This is a genomic window from Kitasatospora sp. NPDC059812, from assembly GCF_042732075.1.
GTDB lineage: Bacteria > Actinomycetota > Actinomycetes > Streptomycetales > Streptomycetaceae > Kitasatospora.
Map to the genome: position 1 here is coordinate 92,394 of NZ_JBHWIO010000001.1, position 20,857 is coordinate 113,250.

Below are 20,857 nucleotides of genomic sequence, written 5' to 3' on the forward strand. Positions count from 1 at the left end.
CCCGGGCGGGCGCCGCCGGGGGGGGGGCCGGGGGGGGGGGGGGGGGCGCCCCCCGCCCCCGCCCCCCCACCGGCTGCTCAGCCGGTTCCTCAGCCGCGGACGGCCGCCGCCTCGCGCAGCAGGCCCGCCACGATGCCGACGCCGTCGCGGGTCAGCACCGACTCGGGGTGGAACTGGAGGCCGGCGAAGCCGGGCCCGCGCAGCGCGTGGACGTCCCCGGTGGCGGCGTCCCGGGCGACCTCGACGCCCTGTGCGGCGAGCCGGGCCGCGTCGGCGTCCGAGCAGCGCGCGGTGAACGTGTTGTAGAAGCCGACGGTGTGCTTGGTGCCGAACAGGTCGACGCTCTCCTGCGCCCCCTGGTACGGGACGTCCTTGCGGCCCAGCGCCAGCCCGAGCTCGCCGCAGAGCAGCTGGTGGCTGAGGCAGACCGCGAGCAGCGGCGCGGTGCGGGCCCCGGACCGGACCGCGGCCAGGGCGTCCGCGACGACCGGCCGCAGCAGGGCCATCTTGGGGTCGTCGGCGAGCGCCGGGTCGCCGGGCCCGGGGCCCAGCACCAGCGGCCCGCGGTGCGCCGCCAGCAGGGCGGGCAGCCCGGGCGCGTCGTAGCGGACGACGCTGACCTGGTGGCCGATCGAGGTGAGCAGGTGGGCGAGCATCGAGGTGAAGGTGTCCTCGCCGTCGACCACCAGGGTCGGCGCGGACTCGGTGACCACGGTCGGCGTCTGCATCCGCAGCCAGAACGGGGCGAGGTCGGCCCGCCGGGCGTCCAGGGCGGCCTGGACGCGGTGGTCGTCGGCCAGCCGGGGGCCGGTGGGGCCGGGCAGCCGGGCGGGCGCGGGCCGGGCGCCGATCGCGGTGAGCACCCCGGCGGCCTTGGCGTGGGTCTCGGCGACCTCGGACTCGGGGACGGAGTGGCGGACGAGCGTGGCGCCGACCCGGACGACCAGGCGGCCGGTGGCCGGGTCGATGTCGGCGGTGCGGATGCAGATCGGCGAGTCCAGCAGCTGCCCGCCGCTGGCGGAGCGGCCGATCAGGGCGAGCGCGCCGGAGTAGTAGCCGCGCCCGCCGGGCTCGTACCGCTTGATGACCCGGGTGGCGTTCTGTACCGGGCTGCCGGTGACGGTGGCGGCGAACATCGTCTCGCGGAGCACCTCGCGGACGTCCAGCGAGGTGCGTCCGCGCAGCTCGTACTCGGTGTGGGCGAGGTGGGACATCTCCTTGAGCCGGGGCCCGAGCACCTGGCCGCCGAGGTCGCCGACCGTGCACATCATCTTGAGCTCCTCGTCGACGACCATCGTCAGTTCCTCCAGCTCCTTGGGGTCGTGGAGGAACCGGAGCAGCGAGTCGATGTCCGAGCCGCCGGCCGGATAGCGGTAGGTGCCGGAGATCGGGTTCATCACGACGGTGCCGCCGCTCTGCCGGACGTGCACCTCGGGGGAGGCGCCGACCAGGACGCGTTCTCCGGTGTGCACCAGGAAGGTCCAGTAGGCGCCGCGCTCCTGCTCCAGCAGCCGCCGGAACAGGGTGAGCGCGAGTGCGGGCGAGAAGTTCTCCAGGGTGGCGCCGAAGTCGCGCCGGATCACGAAGTTGGCGCCCTCGCCGTTGCCGATCTCCTCCTCGATCACCCGGCGGACGATCGTGGCGTACGCCTCGTCGTCGATGTCGAACGAGCCGCCGGTGAGCGAGACCGGCGACTGCGGCAGGGCGGCGGTGAGTTCGGCCAGTGGCAGGGTGTGCTGTTCGGTCACCGAGAGGGCCTGCAGCGGGGTCCCGTCGTCGTGCGCCTCGAAGCCGCGCTCGCGGATCTGCCGGTACGGGACGAGCGCGAGCAGGTCGTGCACCGGGCCGTCGGCCGGGACGCCGGTGCGGACCGGCAGGTCGGCGAGGTTCTGGTAGCTGTCGACGGTGCCCACCAGCACCTCGACGGTGTCCGGGGCGAGCCGGGGGGTGCGGCGGTGCAGCAGGGCGAACGCGGGCGCGTCGGGAGCGGTGAGGCGGGCGAGCAGGTCGGCGGTGGCGGTCACGGAGCGGCTTCCTTCCGGGGGACTGGTGAGGTGCGGTGCTGGGATCCGCTCCCGGAGGGCCGTCTGCGCATATGCCGACGGCCGCCCCGAGGGGCGGCCGTCGTGTTCGTCTAGGAACGCGCGATCGGTGGGCCACCCTTGGGGGAGGCCCACCACCAGGAGTGGGTGTGGGGCGCGTGCATGGTTCGAGCGTAGCGGATCGTGCGGGGAGGGTGAGCCCGGTCACGTGTTTGTCCGAGTTATGTCTCACCCCTCGGGCAATGGTCACGAATCGCTCGGGTCACCCCGTAGCCTTGGTGGTGTGACCGTGACGACTGAGACATCGAGGACTGGCCACTCCTGGCAGTCCCTGCCCGCGGCGCAGCAGCCTGAATGGCCGGACCAAGAGGCTCTGCGCAAGACCCTTGCCGAGCTCGCCTCCTATCCGCCGCTCGTGTTCGCCGGCGAGTGCGACCAGCTGCGCGCCCGGCTCGGAGCCGTGGCGCGCGGGGAGGCCTTCCTGCTGCAGGGCGGTGACTGTGCCGAGGCCTTCGACGGCGTCTCGGCGGAGCACATCCGCAACAAGCTGAAGACCCTGCTGCAGATGGCCGCCGTGCTGACGTACGCGGCCTCGGTGCCGGTCGTGAAGGTGGGCCGGATCGCCGGCCAGTACTCCAAGCCGCGCTCCAAGTCGACCGAGACCCGCGACGGCGTGACGCTGCCGGTCTACCGCGGCGACTCGGTGAACGGCTTCGACTTCACCCCCGAGTCCCGCATCCCGGACCCGGAGCGCCTCAAGCGGATGTACAACGCGTCCGCCGCGACGCTGAACCTGGTGCGCGCGTTCACCACCGGTGGTTACGCGGACCTGCGCCAGGTGCACGCCTGGAACCAGGACTTCGTGCGCAACTCGCCGGCCGGCCAGCGCTACGAGCAGCTCGCCCGGGAGATCGACAACGCCCTGGCGTTCATGAACGCCTGCGGTGTGGCGCCGGAGGAGTTCAAGACCGTCGAGTTCTTCTCCTCGCACGAGGCGCTGATCCTCGACTACGAGACCGCGCTGACCCGCGTGGACTCGCGCACCGGCGAGCTGTACGACGTCTCCGGCCACATGGTGTGGATCGGTGAGCGCACCCGCCAGCTGGACCACGCGCACATCGAGTTCGCCTCGAAGGTCCGCAACCCGATCGGCGTCAAGCTCGGCCCGACCACCTCGGTCGACGAGGCACTGACCCTGATCGAGAAGCTGGACCCGGAGCGCGAGCCGGGCCGCCTCACCTTCATCACCCGGATGGGTGCGGGCAAGGTCCGCGACCACCTGCCCACCCTGGTGGAGAAGGTCACCGCGTCCGGCGCCCAGCCGGTGTGGATCTGCGACCCGATGCACGGCAACACCTTCGAGGCCTCCAGCGGCCACAAGACCCGCAGCTTCGACGACGTGCTCGACGAGGTCAAGGGCTTCTTCGAGGTGCACCGCGCGCTGGGCACCCACCCGGGCGGCATCCACGTGGAGCTGACCGGCGACGACGTGACCGAGTGCGTCGGCGGTGGCGACGAGGTGCTGGTCGACGACCTGCACCAGCGCTACGAGACGGCCTGCGACCCGCGGCTCAACCGCAGCCAGTCGCTGGACCTGGCGTTCCTGGTGGCGGAGATGTACCGCGGCCAGTGAGCTGCCACGGGTGAGCCGCCGCCGGCGGGTCACCGGTGAACGAATGTGACGAAAGCCCCTCCGGATTCGGGGTCCCCGAGCCCGGAGGGGCTTTTTCGTACCCGGATCGCCGGGTAAGGTGAGGCTTAGTGAAGTAAGGCAAGCCTTAGTCAAGATCGTTCCGCCAGTCGGCGCCGCACCACCCTGGAGAGTCCGCGATGTACGTGTGCATGTGCCATGCGGTCACCGAGGACCAGGTGAAGAAGGCGATCGACGCCGGTGCCGAGACCCCGCGCCAGATCGCCCGGGGCTGCAAGGCCGGCACCGACTGCGGGTCCTGCGTCCGCCGGATCCAGGCTCTGCTCGGCGAGCACGGCGCCCGGCCCTGCCCGACCGCCCGCCTCGCCGCGAAGCTCGGCCTGGCCGACCCGCAGGCCCAGGCCCAGGCCGCGCCCGCGCCGGTGGCCGCCGCGGCTCCCGCCGCCCCGGCCCTGGTCGCCCCGCTGCGCGCGGCCTGAGGACTCGGGCTGAGGGCTCGGCCTGAGGGCTCAGGACTCCGGCTGCTCGATCACCTGGGCGAGGTAGAGCGCCTCGCCGAGCTTCTCCAGGAGCTCCAGCTGGGTGTCGAGGTAGTCGATGTGGTGCTCCTCGTCGGCCAGGATGTCCTCGAAGATGTTCGCCGAGGTGACGTCGTTCTTGGCGCGCATCACGACGATCCCGCGCTTCAGCCGGTCGATCGCCTCGACCTCGATCTGGCGGTCCGCCTCGAACATCTCCTTGACCGTCTGGCCGATCCGGACGTGGAACAGCCGCTGGTAGTTCGGCAGCCCGTCCAGGAAGAGGATCCGGTCGGTGAGGGTCTCGGCGTGCTTCATCTCGTCGAAGGACTCGTGCCGGGTGTACTTGGCGAGCTTCGTCCAGCCGAAGTTCTCCTGCATCTTGGCGTGCAGGAAGTACTGGTTGATCGCGGTGAGCTCCGCGGTGAGCTGCTCGTTGAGGAACTCGATGACCTCTGGGTCGCCCTGCATGGCTGGTGCCTCCCTGCGCTACGGCCTGTTGTGACTCCTGCGCTGCGCATCCTGGCATCGAAATGGGAGAAAGTTCCAGTAAGTTCACACTCACTAGGACATGTTTCGGAATATCCGATTTGAGCTGATACGGGCTCGACCACCGGTTCTTGGGGATGGGGCGCGTGGCCGCGCCAAGGGGCGCGCACGGCGCGTCGACCGCCGTCTGTCACCATGGAGTCATGGGTCAGTCCGAACAAGAACCGCTTCCGCCGTCTGACCCGAGGCTCCCCCCGGGGCAGCGCGTGCAGCGCGGCTGGCCCGCCCTGCACTACGGGCCCGTACCCCGCTTCAAGCCGCTGACCTGGGACCTCCAGGTGTTCGGCGCGACCGCCTCGGCGGAGAAGCGCAGCTGGGGCTTCGAGGCCTTCCACGCCCTGCCGCGCACCACCGTCGTCGCCGACCTGCACTGCGTCACCAAGTTCACGCTGCTCGGCAACGAGTGGTCGGGCGTGCCGGCCGCCGCCCTCCTCGACCTGGAGCCCCCCGCGCCCGGCGTCACCCACGTGATGGTCTGGGCCGAGTACGGCTACAGCGCCAACCTGCGGCTGGCCGACTTCGCCGACCCGCGGACGATCTTCGCCACCCACCGCAACGGCGAGCCGCTGACCGCCGAGCACGGCTTCCCCGTCCGGCTGATCGTCCCCGGGCTGTACGCCTGGAAGGGCCCCAAGTGGGTCCGCGCGGTGGAGTACATGCGGGCCGACCGCCGGGGCTTCTGGGAGGAGCGCGGCTACCACAACCTCGCCGACCCGTGGCGCGAGCAGCGCTACTCCCACCAGGAGGAGCCGGGCGACGGCCCGCTGCGCTGAGGGCGGACCGACGTTCGGAGGAATCCCCTCAGAAGCGAGGAATCCCCTTAGAAGAAGGGGAAGTTGACCGTCACCGCGGTGTGCTGCGGGCGCCGCTCGCCGGCCGCCGGGGACTGGCCGGACACCTTGCCCGTGCCGAACAGGTTGACCCCGCTGGTCTGCATCGTGAAGCCGGCCGCCTGGAGCGCCTTCGCCGCGTCGTCCTTGCTCATCCCGGTGACGTCCGGGACGGGCACCATGCCCTTGCTGACCACCAGCGAGACCGCGGTGTTCTCCTGGAGCAGCTGCCCGGCCGCCGGCGAGCTGCTGATCACCACGCCCTCCGGCACGGTGTCGTCGTACGTCCCGGTCACGCCGCCCCTGGTCAGCTGGGCCGCGGTCAGCGCGTCGGCGGCCTGGTCGGCGGTCTTCCCGGTCAGGTCCGGCACCGCGATCCGCTTGGGGCCCCTGGAGACGGTGACCGTCACGGTGTCGCTCTTGCGGGTCCGCGCACCCACCCCGGGGTCGGTGGCGATCACCTGCCCGGCCGGGACGCTCTCGCTGAACGCCTCGACGAAGCGGCCGTGCATGCCGTCCTTGTCCAGGATCCGCTGGGCCTCGGCCCGGTCCTTGCCGAGCACGCCGGGTACCGGCCCGTACAGTCCCTCGGACAGCCCGTACGTCGCGCCGCCGACCGCCAGCACCAGGGCGGTCAGCGCGGCCGCCCAGATCAGCGGCTTGCGGGGGAGGCGGCGCAGCAGGCCGGGCCGGCGCCCGTGCACCGGGGTCGGCTCGTCGTACGGGCGCGGCTCGACCAGCAGCTGGTCCAGCAGCTCCGCCGGCACGTCCAGCACGCTGGTGGGCTCCGGCGCCGCGGCGTCGACGGGCCCCGTCGGCGGCTGGATCACCGAGGTCGGCTCGCTGGTCGGGTAGCGCGGGCTGGGCCGGGTGGAGGCCGGCGGCTCGGCGTCCAGCTCGGCCGGGGTGAGCGTGCGGCGGAGCCGCTGGAGGGCGGCGAGCAGTTCGACCGCGTCGTACGGGCGGGCCTCGGCCGTCCGGGCGCAGGCGCCGGCCACTATGGCGTCCAGCCCGGGGCCGACGGCCGGGGCGATCAGCGAGGGGGCGGGGACGTCCTCGTGCAGGTGCTTGTACATGACCTGGACGGGGTTGTCGCCGGTGTGTGGGCGGCGGCCGGTGAGCATCTCGTAGAGCAGGATGCCGGCCGCGTAGACGTCGACCCGCTGGTCGGTGGGGGCGTCCGGGAGGATCTGCTCGGGGGCCAGGTAGGAGACGGTGCCGAGGACCGTGCCGCCGGTCGCGGTGCTGGTCGAGGTGGGCGCGCCGTCGGCGGTGCCGAGGACCCGGACCAGGCCGAAGTCGGCGACCTTGACCAGTCCGTCCTCGGTGATCAGCACGTTCTCGGGCTTGACGTCCCGGTGCACCAGCCCGGCCCGGTGGGCGGCGCCGAGGGCGGCCAGCACCGGCTCCAGCACGTCCAGCGCGGCCCGCACGGACAGTGCGCCGCGGTCGCGCAGCAGGTCCCGCAGGGTGCGGCCGGGCACGTACTCCATGGCGAGGAAGACGTTTGCGCCGTCCGCGCCCTGGTCGAAGACGTTCACCACGTTCGGGTGGGAGAGCCGGGCGACGGCCTTGGCCTCGCGGATGAACCGGGCGGTGAAGCCGTCGTCCCCGGCCAGCGCGGGGTGCATCACCTTGAGGGCGACGACCCGGTCCAGCCGGGTGTCGGTGCCCCTGTAGACGGTGGACATCCCGCCGGTCGCGATGCGCTGCTCGACCCGGTACCGGCCGTCGAGCAGGGTACCGATCAAGGGGTCGTGCAATGCCATGTCCACCCGGAGAGTCTAGGGCCGCAGGCGGCAGCGGGACCCGGAGGACATCGCCTCCGGGCCCGGCTGTGCCCGGTTTGTGACACGGCACACGCGGCGGGTGCCCGGGCGCCAGGGCGTCAGAACGCCGGGTGCTCGCGGGTGTCCAGCTCCGCCCGGCCGGCCATCGCCGAGGAGGCCTCGGCGTGGAACCGGCGCGGGATGCGGCCGGCCCGGTGGGCGAACCGGCCCGCCTCGGCGGCGTGCCGCATCGCCTCGGCCATCAGCACCGGGTCCTGCGCCCTGGTCACCGCGGAGGCGAGCATCACCGCCGCGCAGCCCAGCTCCATCGCCAGCGCGACGTCCGAGGCGGTGCCGGCGCCCGCGTCCAGGATCACCGGGACGCCCGCGCCCTCCACGATCAGCTGGAAGTTGTGCGGGTTGCGGATGCCCAGGCCGGAGCCGATCGGCGAGCCCAGCGGCATGATCGCCGCGCAGCCGACGTCCTCCAGCTTGCGCGCCAGCACCGGGTCGTCGTTGGTGTACGGCAGCACCGTGAAGCCGTCGTCGACCAGGGTCTCGGCGGCGTCCAGCAGCTCGATCGGGTCCGGCAGGAGGGTCCGCTCGTCGGCGATCACCTCCAGCTTCACCCAGTCGGTGCCGAGCGCCTCGCGGGCCAGCCGGGCGGTCAGCACGGCCTCCCCGGCGGTGAAGCAGCCCGCCGTGTTGGGCAGTACCCGGATGCCGTTGCGGGTCAGCACGTCCAGGACGGAGCCCTGGGTGCCGGCGTCGACCCGGCGCATCGCCACGGTGGTCAGCTCGGTGCCGGAGGCCAGTAGCGCCCGTTCCAGGATCTCCAGGCTGGGTGCGCCGCCGGTGCCCATGATCAGCCGGGAGCCGAAGGACGCCCCGGCGATGGTCAGCAGGTCGTCGGCCATGTCAGCCTCCCTGGACGGCGGTGAGGATCTCGATCCGGTCGCCCGTCGACAGTTCCGGGGCCGGCCACGAACTGCGCGGCACCACGGCCTCGTTGAGGGCGGCGGCGACGCCGCTGTGGGCGGTGCTGAGGGTGGCCACGACCTCCGCGAGGGTGGTCGTGGTGGACACCCGGCGGGGCTCGCCGTTGACGGTCAGCGCGATCTCGGCCGGTGCGGTCCGGGCTGGGGTGGTCTGGGCCGGTGTGGTCTCGGGTGGTGCGATCTCGGTCATGCGGAGGCCTTCGTGGTGGAGCGGTCGGGGGAGAACCGGGTGGGTGTGAACGGCTGTGCGAGCTCGGGGAGTTCGCCGGTCGCCAGGTACTCGGCGAGCAGGTCGGCGGTCACCGGGGTGAGCAGCACGCCGTTGCGGTAGTGGCCGGTGGCGGCGACCAGCCCGGGCAGCGCGGTCGGGCCCAGCAGCGGGGCGTTGTCCGGCGAGCCGGGCCGCAGCCCGGCCGAGGTCTCCAGCAGCGGGAGTTCGGTGATGCCCGGCACCAACTCGTGGGCGTCGCGCAGCAGTTCGTACACCCCGCCGGCGGTGACGGTGGTGTCGTAGCCCTGCTCCTCGGTGGTCGCGCCGATCACCAGCTCGCCGTTCTCCCGGGGCACCAGGTACAGGTGCTGCCCGCGCACCACCGCGCGGACGTTGCGGGACAGGAACGGCCGGTACGCCTCGGGGATCCGCAGCCGCAGGATCTGCCCCTTCACCGGGCGGACGGCCGGCAGCACGCCCTCCGGCAGTCCGGGCAGCCGGTGGCTGTGCGGGCCGGCCGCGAGCACCACCTGGTCGGCCCTCGGGGTCTCGCCGGTGCCGAGCCGGGCGCCGACCGCGCGGCCGCCCTCGACCAGCAGCCCGACGGCCTCGGCACGGTGGACCACGACCCCGGCGAGCTCGCAGGCGGCCACCAGGGCGGTCAGCAGCCGGCGGGGATCCACCTGGTGGTCGTCCGCGACGTGCAGGCCGCCGCGTACGCCGGGGGCGAGCATCGGCTCCAGCCTGCGGGCCTCCCGGCCGGTCAGCCAGGACGAGTCCAGGCCGAGCCGCTGGTGGAAGGCGTGCAGCTCGCGCAGTTCCTCGCGGTCGTCGGAGTCCAGCGCGACGGCGATCGTGCCGCACCGGCGGTACCCGGTGTCCAGGCCGCCGCTCGCCTCGGTGAGCTCGGCGGCGAAGTCCCCGTACCGCTGGTTGGAGGCCATGCCGAGGCGCAGCAGCGGCTCCTCCCCGTACTGCAGCTCGGTGACCGGGGCGAGCATCCCGGCCGCGACCCCGGCCGCCCCGCCGCCGGGGGAGGGGTCGACCACGACGATGTTCCGCAACCCGCGCTGCGCGGCGCGCCAGGCGACGGCGAGGCCGATGATGCCCCCGCCGATCACCAGCACATCGGCGTGGGTTTCCTCGGGCAAGCGTGACAAGGCTGCTCTTCTCCCTTCGCCGGAATGACCCGGATCAGGTTCGGACGGTCGCGGGCCGTGCCAGCCCGCCTCTCAGCCCGGTACGCCGGGCTCCCGTGATGGTGCCCCCACCATAACGCCGGGGGCGGGCCCGGCCGAAGGCCCGTATGCGGGGTGGACGGGCCGGTGGCCCCGGCAGGGCGCTGAGTACAGTGACGGGCGTGGCAGAGCTGAACGCAACGGATCAGGTGGTTGTCGTCGGGGCCGGGCTGGCCGGGGCGCAGTGCGCCCTGAAGCTGCGGCAGGGCGGCTGGCGGGGGCGGATCACGCTGGTCGGGGAGGAGCCGCACGCGCCGTACGACCGGCCGCCGCTCTCCAAGGACGTGCTGCTCGGCAAGGCCGACGCCACCACCCTGGACATCGACTACCCGCACCTGGGCATCGAGCTGCTCACCGGCCGCCGCGCCACCGGCCTCACCCCCGGCGTGCTGCACACCGGCGCCGGCGACCTCCCGTACGACGCCCTGGTGATCGCCACCGGCGCCACCCCGCGCGCCCTGCCCGGCGCCGAGCGCGCGCACCTGCTGCACACCCTGGACGACGCGCTGGCGCTGCGCGCCCTGCTGCGGCCCGGCCTGCGGCTGGTGCTGGTCGGCGCGGGCTGGATCGGCGCCGAGGTGTCCACCGCCGCCCGAGCGGCCGGCTGCGAGGTGACGGTGGTCGAGGCGGGCCCGGCGCCCGTCCCCGGCGCGCTGCCGGCCGAGGTCGGTTCGGCGATGGCCGCCTGGTACGCCGAGGCCGGTGTCGACCTGCGCTGCGGGGTCGGCGTGGCCGCCGTCGAGGCGGGCGCGGTGCTGCTCGCGGACGGCTCGCACCTGCCCGCCGACGAGGTCGTGGTCGGCGTCGGCGCCCGGCCCGCGACGGGCTGGCTGGCCGGTTCCGGTGTCGAGCTGGACGGCACCGGCGCCGTCCTGGTGGACGGGCGGCTGCGCACCGGCCTGCCCGGCGTCTTCGCGGCCGGGGACTGCGTCAGCTACCCGTCCGCCCGCTCCGGCGCCCGGCTGGCCGTCCAGCACTGGGACCACGCGTTGCAGTCCGGCGAGGCCGCGGCGGCCGCCGTCCTCGGCGCGGACGCGCCGCCGTACGACCCGGTGCCGTACTTCTGGTCGGAGCAGTTCGGCCGGATGGTCCAGTACGCCGGGCGGCACGCCGAGGGCGACGAACTGCTGTGGCGGGGCGGCCCGCAGGACGCCTCCTGGACGGTGCTCTGGCTGCGCGACGGGGTGCCGAGCGCGCTGCTGGCCGTCGACCGGCCGCGCGATCTGACCCAGGGCCGCCGGCTGATCGAGCGCGGCACCGCGCTGGACCGGGCCCGCGCGGCGGACCCCTCGGTGCCGCTGAAGTCGGCGGTCGCGGGGTAGCGGCTGGTGCGCGGGGGGCTGTGGAGGTGGCAGTCTGGTGGCGTGAGTGAGATTGAAAGCAAGATTGAAGCCCTGGTTTCCGAGTGGATGTACCTGCCCGACATCTCGGAGCAGTGGGGGGTGCGCGTCACCGAGGTGCGCGACCTGGTCCGCACCGGCGGGCTGATCGCCGTCCGGCGGGGCCCCAACAAGTCGCTGCAGGTCCCTGCGGCGTTCATCGACGGCCAGGGGCTGGTCAAGCACCTGTCCGGCACCCTGACCGTGCTGCGCGACTGCGGTTACAACGACGTGGAGATCCTGGAGTGGCTCTTCACCGAGGACCCGTCGCTGCCCGGCAGCCCGATCCAGGCGCTGCAGGAGAACCGCGGCACCGAGGTCAAGCGGCGCGCCCAGGCGATGCTGATCTGATGGCGGCGGACACGCCGCGCCGGCGGCTGGCCGACGCCCGGCTGTACCTGTGCACCGACGCCCGCCGGGAGCAGGGCGACCTCGCCCAGTTCCTGGACGCGGCGCTGGCGGGCGGGGTGGACATCGTCCAGCTCCGGGACAAGGGCCTGGAGGCCAAGCAGGAACTGGAGGCCCTGGAGGTCTTCGCGGACGCCTGCCGCCGCCACGGCAAGCTGCTGGCCGTCAACGACCGCGCCGACGTCGCGCACGCGGCCCGGCCGGACGTGCTGCACCTCGGGCAGGACGACCTGCCGGTGCCGGCCGCCCGGGCGATCCTCGGCGACGAGGTGCTGATCGGCCGGTCCTGCCACGCCGAGTCCGAGGTGGACGCGGCGGTCGCCGAGCCCGGCGTGGACTACTTCTGCACCGGCCCGGTCTGGCCGACCCCGACCAAGCCGGGCCGCCCGGCGCCGGGCCTGGGCCTGGTCTCGTACGCGGCGAAGCAGAGCACCGACCGGCCGTGGTTCGCCATCGGCGGCATCGACCTCGGCAACCTCGACGAGGTGCTGGCCGCCGGCGCCCGCCGGATCGTCGTGGTCCGCGCCATCACGGCCGCCGACGACCCGCAGGCCGCCGCCGCCGAGCTCGCCCGGCGGGTGCGCTCGGCCTGACGGCCCCGGGGGCCGTCACCGTTCTCCGTACCTGCGGATCCTCTTGCGTGCGGATCTCAGTACTTGCGGACGGTGGCGGCCTCGGCCAGGGCCAGCAGCACCGTGCGGGCCTGCTCGTCGGCCAGCGGCGCCGCCTCCAGCGCGGCCAGGGACTGCCGCATCAGCTCGTCGATCCGGCGCTCCACCCGCTCGGGCGCGCCGCTGCGGGCCACCAGGTCGCGCAGCCCGGCGACCTCCTCGGGCACCAGGTCCGGCGCGCCGAGCCGCTCGTCCAGGTGTCGGGCGTCGGCGGCCGGCAGGCCCCGCATCGCGTGCGCCACCAGCAGGGTGCGCTTGCCCTCGCGCAGGTCGTCCCCGGCCGGCTTGCCGGTGACCGCCGGATCGCCGAAGACGCCGAGCAGGTCGTCCCGCAGCTGGAAGGCCTCGCCCAGCGGCAGCCCGAACGCCCCCAGCGCCGCCACCAGCTCCGGGCCGGCCCCGGCCAGCAGCGCGCCGACCTGGAGGGGGCGCTCGATCGTGTACTTCGCCGACTTGTAGTGCAGCACCGTCTGCGCCCGGTCGAGCGCGCCCTCGTCGGCGGAGTCGCCGGCCACCGGCTCCAGGACGTCCAGGTACTGGCCGACCATGACCTCGGTGCGCATCAGGTCGAACACCGGCTTGGCGGCCAGCACGGCGGCCGGCTCCAGGCCCGAGCGCAGGAACAGCTCGTCGCACCAGATCAGCAGCAGGTCGCCGAGCAGCACCGCCGCCGAGGCGCCGTACTGCTCGCGGTCGCCGCGCCAGCCGTTCGCCCGGTGCAGCGCCTCGAAGCGGCGGTGGATCGAGGGCAGGCCGCGGCGGGTGTCGCTGCGGTCCATCAGGTCGTCGTGCACCAGGGCGCTCGCCTGGAGCAGTTCCAGCGCGGCCGCCGCGTTCGCGATACCCTCGCCGCCGGCCGGGCCGCCGGCGCCGCGCCAGCCCCAGTAGCAGAAGGCCGGGCGCAGCCGCTTGCCGCCGTCCAGCAGGAAGTCGCGCAGGGCGTCTGCGGCGGGCACGAGCTGCGGGGAGATCTTGTCCAACAGGGCGGACTGGCCGTCCATGAACGCGGCGAGGGCGGCGTTGACGCGCGCGCGGACGTCCTCCACGTCTATGGGGTTGGCCGGCCGGTTGCTGGACGAGGTCACGATGAGGCTCCGCTGGTTCGCTGGGGTGCAGCAAGCGTAGCGGGGTAGCTGGGAACGGATGTGCGAGCCGGCGTGCGGGCCGGCGGGCGCGGGCTTCGAGCGCCGGTCGGAATTCGTCGGACCACGGACGGAGTATCGTCCACCGCTTGTCTCAATCCGTGGTACCGAGTTGTCCGGCCCCTTCGAACGCCCGATAACCTGCCAGCATGGCACTCGGCATCGCTTCCACCAGACCGGACCGCGCACTGACGGTCCGCGAACTCCTGGCAGCCGGAAAGCGGTCCTTCTCCTTCGAGTTCATGCCCCCGCGCACCGAGGTCGGCGAGCAGAGACTCTGGGACGCCATCCGCCGGCTCGAACCGCTGGACCCCAACTTCGTCTGCATGACGTACGGCGCGGGCGGCTCCTCGCGCGAGCGCACCGTCAACATCGTCGGCCGGATCGCCACCGAGACCACGCTGACCCCGGTCGCCCACCTGACCGCCGTCGACCACTCGATCGCCGAGCTGCGCAACATCATCGGCCAGTACGCCGACCAGGGCGTGCGCAACGTCCTCGCCGTCCGGGGGGACCCGCCCGGCGACCCGATGGGCGAATGGGTCAAGCACCCCGACGGCGTCACGTACGCGTACGAGCTGGTCGAGCTGATCAAGGGCATCGGCGACTTCTGCGTCGGCGTCGCCGCCTCGCCGAACATGCACCCGCGCTCCACCGACTGGGACGAGGACATCCGGCACTTCGTCGGCAAGGTCCGGGCGGGCGCCGACTACGCGATCACCCAGATGTTCTTCGAGGTCGACGACTACCTGCGGCTGCGCGACCGGGTCACCGCCGCCGGCTGCGAGACGCCGATCATCCCGGAGATCATGCCGGTCACCAACGCCAAGCAGCTGGAACGCTTCCCCCAGCTGAGCGGCTCCGCCTTCCCCGCCGACCTGGAGGCCCGGCTGCGGGCCGCCGTCGACGACCCGGCGGCGCTGCGCGCGATCGGCATGGAACACGCCACCGCGATGGCCGAACGCCTCCTCGCCGAGGGCGCGCCGGGCCTGCACTTCATCACGCTCAACCACTCCACGGCGACGCTGGAGATCTACCAGAACCTCGGCCTGCACCAGCGCCACGCGTAGGCCCCGTCCGGCGCCGTCGGGGGCCCTGCTCCGGGCAGACCGGGGTCCGCGAGCCCGGACGTTCACCGGCCCGTCACCGCCCCGACGGTGACGGGCTCGGTCGTGTGCGCCCCGGCCGCGACCGGCGGGAACGCGATGCGGTACCCCGGCCGTTGAACCGGTACAGTCGCCGCACACGCGCGGCGAGCGCGGGCACGCGACTGGAGGTAGCGGGCGGATGGGCATCGGATACCTGCTGCTGTACGTCGCGTTGGCGGTGGTGGCGCTCTGGCTGGTCGCCGAGGTCCTGCTGCAGAACCGGGCCCCGCTGCACTGGCGGGCCCTCGCCCTGGTCGGCTTCCTCGGGGTGGCCGCCGGCATGGTGCTCGGCTCCGTCCCGGTGATCGGCGCCGGCGCCGCCCTCTTCGCGGCCGGCCAGACCTTCGTCACCCTCTCCGTCAAGCGCGGCTACCGGGCCGGCTGGTCGCTGCGCAAGGCCGACGGCTCGCTGCCCGGCCCGCTCGCCAAGGTGCCCCTGCTCGGCGCCCTCACCGGCGGCGCGGCCGCCGTGGCCGCGGTCGAGGACACCGAGAAGCGGATCGGCGAGGTCAGCGCCGTCGAGGAGGCCCCGGTCGCCGCCCCCGTCCTTGCCCCGGTTGCCGAGGACATCCCCGAGGTCGAGCAGACCGCCGCCTTCGAGATGCAGGAACTCACCCAGGACGGCGTCTACGCGCCCGCCTACTACGAGCAGCAGCAGGCGCCGCACGACCCCTACGCCGAGGCCTACCAGTCCGGCTACGACAACGCCGCCCAGCCGCAGCCGGCCTACGAGCAGCAGCAGTGGCAGAGCCAGCAGCAGCCCGCCTTCGCCTACGACCAGGGCTACGGGGCCTACCCCCAGCAGCCCGATCCGTACAACGGCTACCCGCAGCAGGACCAGTACCAGTCCTACCCGCAGCAGCAGCCCGGCTGGGAGCAGCACCCCCAGCAGCAGTGGCAGACCCCGCAGCAGCACCCCGAGCAACACCTGGAGCAGCACCCCGGCCAGCAGCCGGGCCAGCACCCCCAGGGCATCCCGCAGCAGCAGTCCTACGACCACACGTACGGCTACCAGCAGCAGAACACCTGGCCCCAGGGCTGAGTTCCGGCGCCAGGGCCGCTACGCCGGGCCGATCAGGTTGGCGGCGATGCAGGCGGACATGCCGGTCCGGGCCAGTCCGCCGCCGGGGTGGGCCGCTCCGCCGATCAGGTAGAGGCCGGGGACGGGCGACTCGTTGGCGGGCTGGAGCCATCCGCCGCCGTCTCCGGCGAGCGCGGGGCGGGGGACCGACCCGCCGAGGGCGCCGGTCTCCCGGCGGGTGTCGTCCGGGGTGCGCACGACCCGCCACAGCACCCGTTCGCGCAGGCCCAGGCCGGCGGCGTCGGCGTGCGCCAACAGCTGGTCCGCGTAGCGCTCGGCGACCCCGGGCGCCGTCCAGTCGACGTCGCCCTGGGCGGGGACGGTCGCGGTCAGCACCACGCTCTCGTGCGCGTCGTCGGGGCGCAGCGAGGGATCGTCCGGGCGCAGCACCTGGAGGGTGGGGCGCTCGCAGGGCGGGGCCGAGAGGGTCAGGGCGTCCCGCTCGGCCGCCGGGTCGGCGGCGTGCACCACCGTCCGGTGCGGGGTGCCGGCCGGCCGGGCGCCGCTCAGCGCGAGCAGCACGCTGAACCGGCCGGGCACCTCGGACGGCTCCCCGTGGCCGGGTCCGAGCTCCGGCCACCGGGCGAGACCGTCACGGAACAGGGTCCTGGCGTCCATCGAGGAGACCACCAGATCCGCGTCGATCCGGCCGCCCGGGGTGTCGACGCCGCAGGCCCGGCCGTCCTCGACCAGCACCTCGGTGACCGGGGTGTCGAAGCGGAACTCCACCTTGCGCAGCTCGCAGCGCCGGTGCACCGCGTCCGCCAGGGCCCGCAGGCCGCCCCGGACGTACCAGACGCCGAAGGACTGCTCCATGTACGGCAGCACGGTGGCCCCGGCGGGGGCGGAGCCGGGGGGCAGGCCGAAGCGTAGGGCGTGCTCCGCCAGCAGGGCGGTGAGGCCGGGGTGGCCGCCGAGTTCGCGGGCGGCGACGTCGGCGAGGGTCCACGGGCGGGGCCGGCCGAGCCGCGCGAGCAGGCCGCGCCGGGGCGGGACGGGGTAGGGGTCGGTGTGCAGCGGCGACCGGTCGGCCGGGAGCGGCTCCTCCAGGAGCGGGCGGCGGGTGGCCTCCCAGACCGTCCGGCCGTGGTTCATGACCGCGCTCCAGCGGGCGCCCGAGCCGGCGCCGAAGGCGGCGTCCAGGGCCTGGCTGACGCCGCCGCGGGAGGCGTTGGGCAGGCTGACGGCGGTGCCGTCCGGGAACAGGTGCCGGCTCTCCGGGTCCACCGGGGCGAGGTCGACGAGCTGTTCCAGCGGCTCCTTGCCGGTCTTCAGCGCGAGGTCGCGGTAGACGGCCGGGAGGGTCAGCAGGCCGGGGCCGGTGTCGAAGGCGAAGCCGTCGCGCTCGTACCGGCCGACCATGCCCCCGTACGTGCCGCCGGCCTCGCAGACCGTCACCCGGTGTCCGAGGGTGGCCAGCCTGGAGGCCGCCGCGAGCCCGCTCATTCCTGCGCCGATGATGACGATCCGTGCCATGGCACCTGATCCTAGGGCGTGTCTGACAATTCCCGCCGGGCGCGCGACGCCGGGCATCCCGCCTGGACGCACCGGCGAAACGTCCAAGTACGGCCCAGTACGAGGACGCTTCGCCGGCACGCCCAGCCGGGCGCCCAACGCCGCGCGCTGATCCGACGCGAATTGTCAGACACGCCCTGGGCCGTGACCTGGGCCGTGACCTGGGCCGGGCCGGGCCCGGCGGGCGCCGTCCTCAGCGCCGTGGGACGTACGGCCGGTCCGCCTCCTGTTCGCGGGCGGCGGACCGGGCGTCGCGGGCGGCGCGGCGTTCGCGGCGGCGGGCCCGGAAGGCGCGGATCCGGTTGACCGCGAACCAGACCAGCAGCAGGCCGACGGCGAGCAGGACGGCGGCGATCGAGGCGGCCAGCCAGGGGTGGAAGATCGCCAGGGAGACCAGCCCGGCCACCGACACGTCCTCCGCCATGCTGACCGCGATGTTGCTGGCCGGCTCGGGCGAGGTGTTGACCGCCATCCGCAGCGAGGCCTTGACCAGGTGGCTGACCAGCGCCGTGGTGCCGCCCATCGCGCCCGCCGCGACCTCGCCGAGCGAGCCCGGGTCGGTGCTCGCGATCAGCGCGCCGACGGTGGCGCCCGCGATCGGCCGGATCACGGTGTGCACGGAGTCCCAGAGGCTGTCGACGAACGGGATCTTGTCGGCCACCGCCTCCAGCAGGAACAGCACGGCGGCCGCGGCCAGCACGTCGGTGCGCTCCAGTGCGGGCGGCACCGAGTCCGCGCCGCCGAAGCGGCCCAGCAGTCCGAGCAGCAGCACCACCGCGTAGGCGTTGATGCCGCTGGCGAGTCCGCTGGTGAAGATCAGCGGCACGATCGTCATGGCTTCCCCCTCCTCATCGCTTTCCCCCTCCTTCTCGTGGCCGTGGCCGGGCCGCCCGGGCCACGGCCGTACCGTACCGGGACGTGCCGGGTCGGCCCGCCGGTTCCGGCCACGCCAGGGCCCGGGGCCGACGGATCTGAGTACGCGTACTCAGATCCGGGGTTGAGTACGTCAGCGGATGGCCCGCCGACCTGCCGGGACGGGAGAGTGGTGGCACCGGGACGGCGGCGCGTCGGGCGCCCCGCCCCGGACGGCGGATCCGTCCGCCCAGCCGGCAGATGAGGGGTCGGCGGGGCGGCGGCGGAGATCCGCCACTGGAGCCGGTCACGGGCCCTGCACCGCCGACACGGGGCGGCGGAGCGGGCCGGGGGGAGACCGGCCACCGGAAGGGGGAGCTGGCCACCGCCGCCTGTGGGGAACGGCGGAGCGGCGGCGTACGGCGGCGGCACAGGACCTGGGGGGACAGGCCGGTGCCCGCCGCCGCTCACCCGTTCCGGGCCGCGTTGTCAGTGGTCCCGTTCACGATGGAGGGGCACGGACCGCCCGGTCCGCGCGCTGCCTCGGAACGGGGGAGACCATGACCATCAGCCGTCCTGAGCCCGTCACCGCCCGCCTCCACTCCACCGCCCTGCCGTCCTCCCCGGGCGGGCGCCCGGGTGGCGGGGACGTCCACCCCGTGCTGCGCCGGACCGCCGCGCCGCCGGCCGCCCTCGACCTGCTCGCCGACGCCCACCGCACGCTCGCCCGGGCCCGCCTCCTGGAGGACCCGCTGGAGCGGTACGCCACCGCGCACCTGGCCGCGCTGCGCACGGTGGCGGCCGTGCTCGCGGTGCGCGGGCGGCCGGAGAAGAGCCCGCGCCGGCGCAAGGCCATCCGCAGTGCCTGGGAGGTGCTGCCCGAGATGGCCCCCGAGCTGGCCGAGTGGGCGCTCTACTACGCCGCCGGCGCCCGCCGCCGGGCGGCCGCCGAGGCCGGGATCAGGGGCGCCGCCTCGGCCCGTGACGCCGACGACCTGGTCCGCAACTCCGCCCTGTTCCTGCGCCTGGTCGAGCGCCTGCTCGGCCTGCGCCCGGCCCCGCCGGCCCCGCGGCTTCCGCTGGACGGCGACGACCCGCCGGGGGTGACGGGCCCGGCCACCCGCCCGGTCTAAGGTGGAGGCATCCTGATCGATCTGCATGTGCCGAGGAGCCCCGCCTTGTACCCGACGCGTCCCCGCAGTGCCCTGCGTACCGCCGTGGTGTGGGAGGTGGTGCGGGCCGCCCTGGAGAAGCGGGCGGCCGAGCTGGACCAGCCGGTGCTCGACGTGGTCGACACCGGCGGCGGCACCGGCAACTTCGCCGTGCCGGTGGCCAAGCTCGGCCACCGGGTCACGGTGGTCGACCCCAGCCCGGACGCGCTGTTCGCGCTGGAGCGCCGGGCCGCCGAGGCCGGGGTGACGGAGCTGGTCCGGGCCGTCCAGGGCGACACCCAGACGCTTCCCGAGCTGGTCGCCCCCGGCACCGTGGACGCGGTGCTCTGCCACGGCGTGCTGGAGGTCGTGGACGACCCGGCGGAGGCGCTCGGCAGCTTGGCCGGCACCCTGCGCCGGGGCGGCCTGGTCAGCCTGCTGGCCGCCAACCGCAACGGCGCCGTGCTGGCCCGGGCGCTGGCCGGCCACTTCACCGAGGCCCGGACGGTGCTGTCCGCGACCGACGGCCGCTGGGGCGAGCAGGACCCGATGCCGCGCCGCTTCACCGGCGAGGAGCTGGGTCGGCTGGCCGAGGGCGCGGGCCTGCGGGTGGAGTCGGTGCACGGCGTCCGGGTCTTCGCCGACCTGGTGCCCGGGGTGCTGGTGGACGCCGAGCCGGGCGCGATGGAGGCGCTGCTGAAGCTGGAGGAGGCCGCCGCCGAGCAGCCCGCGTTCCACGCCGTGGCGACCCAGCTGCACCTGCTGGCCACCCTGGCCTGAGTGGCCGCGGGACCGCCCACCGCCGTACGGTTCGCACGCCGTGCGGCGGCGGTTCGCCTTCCGGACGCCCCCCGGCCTCGTCCGGGTGGTCCCGAACCTGCCCAGGTCCGGACCGATTCCACCCGTTCGGGCACTTGTCCGCGTCTCGTGGCGTTGAGCCGGGTGCGGCCGTGCCCGGTCGAAGTGGCCCGTCCCACGCGGCGTAGACCACTCCGTAACGGGCTCACGGACCGTATGATCTGGGTAAAGCCGGAAAGCATGACAGCCGGATGCGTGGGGCATATGGACGACACGGGCCGGGTCCCCCCGCACAGGCGTCCGACCGTGTGCCCCGAAGGCTGATTGGACTTTGCCTCCCCGACCGGGGTGGCGGACCGGTCGCACCCGCGACCGACGAGTAGGAGGACTCCGTGCCGCTCTCGGAGCACGAGCAGCGACTGCTCGACCAGATGGAGCGAGCGCTGTATGCCGAAGATCCCAAATTCGCGACGGCGCTTGAGGGAACCGGGCTGCGCACCTACACCCGCCGGCGGGTGTACCTGGCCGTTGCCGGCTTCGTGGTGGGCATCGGCCTGCTGATGGGCGGCATGGTCGTCCCCGACCAGATCTGGGTCAGCGTCGTGGGCTTCCTGGTGATGCTCGGGTGCGCGGTGTTCGCCGTGACCGGCTGGCGCCGCGGCCCCGCCGGCCAGGGCTCCGGCCCCCGGCCGGCCGCCGCGCCCCGCCGCAAGGCCGGGATGATGGACCGGGTGGAACAGCGCTGGCAGCGTCGACGGGACGAGCAGACCGGCGGCTTCTGAGCCGCGCACCGCACGCCCGCCGGGGCGCGCACACGCTGGACGAACGCCGCGGCCGGGGGGTCGAAGAGAGGCACCTCCCAGCCCCAGGCCGGAACATGCTCAGCGGCGTCTGGGCAGAGGGCGC

At 74.2% G+C, this 20,857-nt stretch carries 20 protein-coding genes and 1 riboswitch; of the genes, 11 read left to right on the top strand and 9 right to left on the bottom strand.

Annotation, left to right across the window (positions count from 1 at the left end; translation table 11 throughout):
* Nucleotides 1-89: 89 nt before the first annotated feature.
* Entirely contained in the window at nt 90-2,024 is a 1,935-nt protein-coding gene (locus ACFV6D_RS00420) for an anthranilate synthase family protein (RefSeq protein ID WP_380557293.1), read from the bottom strand.
* Between the two features lie 241 nt (nt 2,025-2,265).
* Between ACFV6D_RS00420 and ACFV6D_RS00425 the strand changes: the two genes are divergently transcribed.
* The gene (locus ACFV6D_RS00425) at nt 2,266-3,675 is read left to right on the top strand and encodes a class II 3-deoxy-7-phosphoheptulonate synthase (protein WP_380336515.1); all 1,410 of its coding nucleotides are present in this window, start codon (nt 2,266-2,268) and stop codon (nt 3,673-3,675) included.
* Nucleotides 3,676-3,872: 197 nt separating this feature from the next.
* Nucleotides 3,873-4,172, top strand: a complete 300-nt coding sequence (locus tag ACFV6D_RS00430; RefSeq protein WP_380557296.1) for a bacterioferritin-associated ferredoxin — start codon at nt 3,873-3,875, stop codon at nt 4,170-4,172.
* A 30-nt stretch (nt 4,173-4,202) separates the two neighbouring features.
* Here ACFV6D_RS00430 and bfr read toward each other — a convergent pair whose 3' ends face one another.
* Entirely contained in the window at nt 4,203-4,682 is a 480-nt protein-coding gene (gene bfr, locus ACFV6D_RS00435) for a bacterioferritin (protein ID WP_063347260.1), read from the bottom strand.
* 221 nt (nt 4,683-4,903) lie between these two features.
* On the opposite strand from bfr, the gene ACFV6D_RS00440 reads away from it, so the two are divergent.
* On the top strand, nt 4,904-5,533 hold the full coding sequence (locus ACFV6D_RS00440; RefSeq protein WP_380482002.1) for a molybdopterin-dependent oxidoreductase: 630 nt from the start codon (nt 4,904-4,906) through the stop codon (nt 5,531-5,533).
* 47 nt (nt 5,534-5,580) lie between these two features.
* Here ACFV6D_RS00440 and pknB read toward each other — a convergent pair whose 3' ends face one another.
* From pknB to thiO, 4 genes are all read right to left on the bottom strand, one after another.
* A complete protein-coding gene (pknB, locus tag ACFV6D_RS00445) occupies nt 5,581-7,359 on the bottom strand; it encodes a Stk1 family PASTA domain-containing Ser/Thr kinase (RefSeq protein ID WP_380557429.1) in 1,779 nt (592 codons plus the stop codon).
* Between the two features lie 119 nt (nt 7,360-7,478).
* Nucleotides 7,479-8,276 (bottom strand): thiazole synthase, encoded by a 798-nt coding sequence (locus ACFV6D_RS00450; protein ID WP_063347257.1) that lies wholly within the window; start codon nt 8,274-8,276, stop codon nt 7,479-7,481.
* Between the two features lies 1 nt (nt 8,277).
* The gene (gene thiS, locus ACFV6D_RS00455; RefSeq protein WP_380557299.1) at nt 8,278-8,547 is read right to left on the bottom strand and encodes a sulfur carrier protein ThiS; all 270 of its coding nucleotides are present in this window, start codon (nt 8,545-8,547) and stop codon (nt 8,278-8,280) included.
* On the bottom strand, nt 8,544-9,719 hold the full coding sequence (thiO, locus tag ACFV6D_RS00460) for a glycine oxidase ThiO (RefSeq protein ID WP_063347256.1): 1,176 nt from the start codon (nt 9,717-9,719) through the stop codon (nt 8,544-8,546). The genes thiS and thiO overlap by 4 nt, the downstream gene beginning before the upstream one ends.
* A gap of 3 nt (nt 9,720-9,722) precedes the next feature.
* A riboswitch (TPP riboswitch) is annotated at nt 9,723-9,835 on the bottom strand.
* Nucleotides 9,836-9,919: 84 nt separating this feature from the next.
* Here thiO and ACFV6D_RS00465 point away from each other — a divergent pair.
* From ACFV6D_RS00465 to thiE, 3 genes are read left to right on the top strand one after another with little or no spacing between them, the layout of a single operon-like run.
* The gene (locus ACFV6D_RS00465) at nt 9,920-11,128 is read left to right on the top strand and encodes an NAD(P)/FAD-dependent oxidoreductase (RefSeq protein ID WP_244293332.1); all 1,209 of its coding nucleotides are present in this window, start codon (nt 9,920-9,922) and stop codon (nt 11,126-11,128) included.
* A 42-nt stretch (nt 11,129-11,170) separates the two neighbouring features.
* Nucleotides 11,171-11,536 carry an Rv2175c family DNA-binding protein gene (locus ACFV6D_RS00470; RefSeq protein WP_063347255.1) on the top strand — a complete coding sequence of 122 codons (366 nt, stop codon included), beginning with the start codon at nt 11,171-11,173 and terminating at the stop codon, nt 11,534-11,536.
* Nucleotides 11,536-12,186, top strand: a complete 651-nt coding sequence (gene thiE / locus ACFV6D_RS00475) for a thiamine phosphate synthase (protein ID WP_063347254.1) — start codon at nt 11,536-11,538, stop codon at nt 12,184-12,186. Before ACFV6D_RS00470 ends, thiE begins: the two co-directional genes overlap by 1 nt.
* 56 nt (nt 12,187-12,242) lie before the next feature.
* Here thiE and ACFV6D_RS00480 read toward each other — a convergent pair whose 3' ends face one another.
* Nucleotides 12,243-13,349: a polyprenyl synthetase family protein gene (locus tag ACFV6D_RS00480; RefSeq protein ID WP_063347253.1), complete on the bottom strand. Its 1,107-nt coding sequence runs from the start codon at nt 13,347-13,349 to the stop codon at nt 12,243-12,245.
* Between the two features lie 206 nt (nt 13,350-13,555).
* Here ACFV6D_RS00480 and metF point away from each other — a divergent pair, with 206 nt between their 5' ends.
* Entirely contained in the window at nt 13,556-14,476 is a 921-nt protein-coding gene (gene metF, locus ACFV6D_RS00485) for a methylenetetrahydrofolate reductase [NAD(P)H] (protein ID WP_063347252.1), read from the top strand.
* A 217-nt stretch (nt 14,477-14,693) separates the two neighbouring features.
* A complete protein-coding gene (locus ACFV6D_RS00490; protein WP_063347251.1) occupies nt 14,694-15,596 on the top strand; it encodes a hypothetical protein in 903 nt (300 codons plus the stop codon).
* A gap of 18 nt (nt 15,597-15,614) precedes the next feature.
* Here the strand turns inward: ACFV6D_RS00490 and ACFV6D_RS00495 are convergent, their stop codons facing one another.
* Nucleotides 15,615-17,111, bottom strand: a complete 1,497-nt coding sequence (locus ACFV6D_RS00495; RefSeq protein ID WP_063347250.1) for an NAD(P)/FAD-dependent oxidoreductase — start codon at nt 17,109-17,111, stop codon at nt 15,615-15,617.
* A 232-nt stretch (nt 17,112-17,343) separates the two neighbouring features.
* Complete coding sequence (locus ACFV6D_RS00500; RefSeq protein WP_363378593.1) at nt 17,344-17,985, bottom strand: DUF4126 domain-containing protein; 642 nt, start codon at nt 17,983-17,985, stop codon at nt 17,344-17,346.
* 583 nt (nt 17,986-18,568) lie between these two features.
* Here ACFV6D_RS00500 and ACFV6D_RS00505 point away from each other — a divergent pair.
* The 3 genes from ACFV6D_RS00505 to ACFV6D_RS00515 all read left to right on the top strand — a co-directional run bounded on the left by ACFV6D_RS00505 (nt 18,569) and on the right by ACFV6D_RS00515 (nt 20,733).
* Complete coding sequence (locus ACFV6D_RS00505) at nt 18,569-19,135, top strand: SAV_6107 family HEPN domain-containing protein (RefSeq protein WP_380372237.1); 567 nt, start codon at nt 18,569-18,571, stop codon at nt 19,133-19,135.
* A gap of 45 nt (nt 19,136-19,180) precedes the next feature.
* Nucleotides 19,181-19,933: a methyltransferase domain-containing protein gene (locus ACFV6D_RS00510; protein ID WP_363378597.1), complete on the top strand. Its 753-nt coding sequence runs from the start codon at nt 19,181-19,183 to the stop codon at nt 19,931-19,933.
* 410 nt (nt 19,934-20,343) lie between these two features.
* Entirely contained in the window at nt 20,344-20,733 is a 390-nt protein-coding gene (locus ACFV6D_RS00515; protein WP_063347247.1) for a DUF3040 domain-containing protein, read from the top strand.
* Nucleotides 20,734-20,857 lie beyond the last annotated feature (124 nt).

Bases quoted from the DNA above. Each gene is read 5' to 3' on its own strand.
- ACFV6D_RS00425 (WP_380336515.1), top strand. From the start codon at position 2,266: ATGTCTCACCCCTCGGGCAATGGTCACGAATCGCTCGGGTCACCCCGT.
- ACFV6D_RS00430 (WP_380557296.1), top strand. From the start codon at position 3,873: ATGTACGTGTGCATGTGCCATGCGGTCACCGAGGACCAGGTGAAGAAG.
- bfr (WP_063347260.1), bottom strand. From the start codon at position 4,682: ATGCAGGGCGACCCAGAGGTCATCGAGTTCCTCAACGAGCAGCTCACC.
- ACFV6D_RS00440 (WP_380482002.1), top strand. From the start codon at position 4,904: ATGGGTCAGTCCGAACAAGAACCGCTTCCGCCGTCTGACCCGAGGCTC.
- pknB (WP_380557429.1), bottom strand. From the start codon at position 7,359: ATGGCATTGCACGACCCCTTGATCGGTACCCTGCTCGACGGCCGGTAC.
- ACFV6D_RS00450 (WP_063347257.1), bottom strand. From the start codon at position 8,276: ATGGCCGACGACCTGCTGACCATCGCCGGGGCGTCCTTCGGCTCCCGG.
- thiS (WP_380557299.1), bottom strand. From the start codon at position 8,547: ATGACCGAGATCGCACCACCCGAGACCACACCGGCCCAGACCACCCCA.
- thiE (WP_063347254.1), top strand. From the start codon at position 11,536: ATGGCGGCGGACACGCCGCGCCGGCGGCTGGCCGACGCCCGGCTGTAC.
- metF (WP_063347252.1), top strand. From the start codon at position 13,556: ATGGCACTCGGCATCGCTTCCACCAGACCGGACCGCGCACTGACGGTC.
- ACFV6D_RS00490 (WP_063347251.1), top strand. From the start codon at position 14,694: ATGGGCATCGGATACCTGCTGCTGTACGTCGCGTTGGCGGTGGTGGCG.
- ACFV6D_RS00495 (WP_063347250.1), bottom strand. From the start codon at position 17,111: ATGGCACGGATCGTCATCATCGGCGCAGGAATGAGCGGGCTCGCGGCG.
- ACFV6D_RS00500 (WP_363378593.1), bottom strand. From the start codon at position 17,985: ATGACGATCGTGCCGCTGATCTTCACCAGCGGACTCGCCAGCGGCATC.